At 43.6% G+C, this 2,901-nt stretch carries 5 protein-coding genes; 3 read left to right on the forward strand and 2 right to left on the reverse strand.

Features of this window, described 5'->3' with window-relative positions; genetic code table 11:
- Positions 1-21 precede the first annotated feature (21 nt).
- Complete coding sequence (locus RWO85_RS10140) at positions 22-351, forward strand: helicase BlpT (RefSeq protein WP_261275492.1); 330 nt, start codon at positions 22-24, stop codon at positions 349-351.
- Positions 352-412: 61 nt separating this feature from the next.
- On the opposite strand, the gene RWO85_RS10145 is transcribed toward RWO85_RS10140, so the two are convergent.
- Positions 413-1,462: an ABC transporter permease gene (locus RWO85_RS10145; RefSeq protein WP_314415724.1), complete on the reverse strand. Its 1,050-nt coding sequence runs from the start codon at positions 1,460-1,462 to the stop codon at positions 413-415.
- Positions 1,459-2,190 carry an ABC transporter ATP-binding protein gene (locus RWO85_RS10150; protein WP_314415727.1) on the reverse strand — a complete coding sequence of 244 codons (732 nt, stop codon included), beginning with the start codon at positions 2,188-2,190 and terminating at the stop codon, positions 1,459-1,461. Before RWO85_RS10150 ends, RWO85_RS10145 begins: the two co-directional genes overlap by 4 nt.
- A 67-nt stretch (positions 2,191-2,257) precedes the next feature.
- Here RWO85_RS10150 and RWO85_RS10155 point away from each other — a divergent pair, with 67 nt between their 5' ends.
- Both RWO85_RS10155 and RWO85_RS10160 read left to right on the forward strand, forming a co-directional pair.
- The gene (locus RWO85_RS10155; RefSeq protein WP_001278317.1) at positions 2,258-2,668 is read left to right on the forward strand and encodes an HIT family protein; all 411 of its coding nucleotides are present in this window, start codon (positions 2,258-2,260) and stop codon (positions 2,666-2,668) included.
- Between the two features lie 9 nt (positions 2,669-2,677).
- The coding region (locus RWO85_RS10160; protein WP_314415730.1) for a hypothetical protein at positions 2,678-2,901 on the forward strand (224 nt) is incomplete at its 3' end.

Raw genomic sequence — 2,901 nt, forward strand, 5'->3', positions numbered from 1 at the left:
CAGATTAAAGGAGGAATTCTCATGACAGATACAGACCCTATCAAAAGAGCTCAGACTTTGATTATTGACTTAAACAAAGCCTACCAAACATGCAAACAGGCAACCGCTGACGACGTCCGCTTTCAGGAGCAATTAAACTCTATTCTTGGCTTTCTAGCCAAGGCTGAGACAGTGGATAATCGAGTCTTGATTGAACTGGAAAAATTTTACCAGACTTCCAGTCTTCTCATGGGACTCAGCGCCCTCAATCCAGATGCTCCTACTCGCGCCGCTTGGCGAGCCTATGACCGCTTCCACTTTGACCAAGTCAAGACCAAGTTGAGTCTCTACGGACCAACCATTATCTTGTAGAAAATAAAAGAAGTTGAGACAGACTGAACTCAACTTCTTTTTTAGTGTCAAATAAGCAATGTTAGTCCTGCATCTGACGTTTTACCTGATAAGGTAAGTACAAGACTAGTAAAACCAAACCAGCTCCTAGTAAGGCTAGAAGGGCTAGTTTTTCTTGGAAGGTAATCAACCCAACAACTAATTCCACTACTAAGACCAAACTGGTCAATCCTCGAACTACCGCCTGCAAGCCTTTTTCCTTTTGCCCCTTGTCCAGTGGAAAGAGTTGGGTCAAATACTGGTAGTCAAAGGCATGATAGAGAGCCAGCAACTGGAAGAGCAAGAGGTAGTTAAAGAGAACCACCACTGCTGTCGCAATCCAAGCTTGCTCGATAAAGACCTGCGCCAGCAAGGAAAGCAAGAGCAGACGAAGGCTGAGGGCAAAGAGGTCTCCATTTCGCAGATAAGAACGCAGATAGAGATTTTGCCAAATCTTCCCAGGCACCTTCTGAACAGCCTTTAGGATAAAGTCCAGATAGGCACGACGCTTGACGCTGTTTGAAATCCCCTTGACCTGCGTAAAGAGGGCAAAGAAACGAAGCAAGACTTGCTTACGCTTGCTTTCTTGGGCAATGACATAATCCCAGTCCAGTCCAGTTTCCGTGAAAAATTTGCTGGCCTTTTGACGAAAGAGGAAATATTTTCCTACTCCCAATAAAAGCACATAGACCAGAAAAACAGGCAAGCCATAACCCATGGCTAAAAATAAGGGTGCAAATAACAGCAAGAAAAGGGTCTGGACAAAGAGCCAAAAGACTAGGGAAATGCCAGTTTGACGCTTGAGATGGAGTTTGATTTCCTCTTCTCCGACTAAGAGAAAGAGCTTGTCTGGAGCCTCCATATAGGTGGCAATTCCTCCCCAAAGCAAAAGTAAAACAGAGGTAATTCCTACAAATAAAAGAATAGGCCAATGATTTTCAGGAAAATGTTGTAAGAGTTGACTGTACTGGTAGGCTAGAAAGCCCAGCAGAACAAGCAGGAATAAGACAAAGTGGTCATTGAGAACATAACGCAGATAACCGACACACTCCTTACGAAAAGCCTGCTTTCTCCTTAAAAACAAGTCTTTCATAGGTCCCCCTCTTTGGTCAGAGCCAAGTAAATATCATTCAAACTAGCCTCAGGCATGTCAAAGGCTTCGCGCAGTTGCAAGAGATTTCCCTTAGCACGCACTTCCCCTTTGTGAAGAATGACAAAGGCATCACACATCTTCTCCGCCGAATCCAGCACGTGGGTACTCATGAGAATGGACTTGCCCTTTTGCTTTTCCACTTCCAAAAGTTGGATCAAGTCCGCAATAGCCAGCGGATCAAGACCAAGGAAAGGCTCATCCACGATAAAAAGACTTGGATCTACCACAAAAGCACAGATAATCATGACCTTCTGCTTCATCCCTTTTGAAAAATGAACAGGGAACCAATCTAATTTCTGGTCCAGACGGAACATTTTTAACAAAGGTTCTACTCGATCAAAAGCCACTTTCTGCTCAATGCCATAAGCCATAGCAACCGTTTCGATATGCTCTCTGAGGGTCAATTCCTCATACAAGCTAGGTGTCTCGGGAATGTAACCAATTTGCTTGCGGTAGCTAGTTGCATCTCCTTGCAGGGTCAGGCCATTGATATTGATAGAACCGCTATAAGGTGTCAAGAGACCGATAATCTCATTAATAGTCGTCGATTTACCAGCACCATTGAGACCAATCAAACCGACCAACTGCCCACTTTCAACAGTAAAGGACACATCTTTCAAGACAGGGACATGGACATAGCCACCTGTCAGGTTTTTAATTTCTAACATATTTTCTCCAAATCTGGTATAATGTAGCTATATTATATCAAAATTCAATACAGTAGAGGTAGATTTTATGTCAGATTGCATTTTTTGTAAAATCATTGCAGGGGAAATTCCTGCTTCAAAAGTATATGAAGATGAGCAGGTTCTTGCCTTTCTTGATATCTCTCAAGTGACACCAGGACACACCTTGGTCGTGCCAAAAGAACACTATCGCAATCTTTTGGAAATGGACGCTACTAGCGCCAGCCAACTCTTTGCCCAAGTACCAAAAGTAGCTCAAAAAGTTATGAAAGCTACCAAGGCTGCTGGCATGAATATCATTGCCAATTGTGAAGAAATCGCAGGACAAACAGTCTTTCATACCCACGTTCACCTCGTGCCTCGCTACAGTGCGGACGATGACCTCAAGATTGATTTTATCGCCCACGAACCAGACTTTGACAAACTCGCTCAAGTCGCTGAAACTATCAAAAACGCCTAAGGAGTTGCCATGAAATTATCCAACCTACTGCTATTTGCAGGAGCTGCAGCCGGAAGTTACCTGATCACAAAAAATCGCCAAGCCATCACAGATGAAGTCTTGAGCACTACTGACCGCGTTCAAGCTATCAAGGACGATGTGGATATTATCCAAAATAGCCTGCAAATCATCGACCAGCAAAAAGAACTCATCAAGGAATACCAAGAAGACCTGACTTACAAGTTTAAGGTCTT

The organism is uncultured Streptococcus sp., assembly GCF_963521865.1.
In the GTDB taxonomy this organism is placed as follows: Bacteria; Bacillota; Bacilli; order Lactobacillales; family Streptococcaceae; genus Streptococcus.

What these genes read in the sequence shown, in the direction of transcription:
- RWO85_RS10150 (WP_314415727.1), bottom strand. Translation starts at nt 2,190, where the DNA reads ATGTTAGAAATTAAAAACCTGACAGGTGGCTATGTCCATGTCCCTGTC.
- RWO85_RS10155 (WP_001278317.1), top strand. Translation starts at nt 2,258, where the DNA reads ATGTCAGATTGCATTTTTTGTAAAATCATTGCAGGGGAAATTCCTGCT.
- RWO85_RS10140 (WP_261275492.1), top strand. Translation starts at nt 22, where the DNA reads ATGACAGATACAGACCCTATCAAAAGAGCTCAGACTTTGATTATTGAC.
- RWO85_RS10145 (WP_314415724.1), bottom strand. Translation starts at nt 1,462, where the DNA reads ATGAAAGACTTGTTTTTAAGGAGAAAGCAGGCTTTTCGTAAGGAGTGT.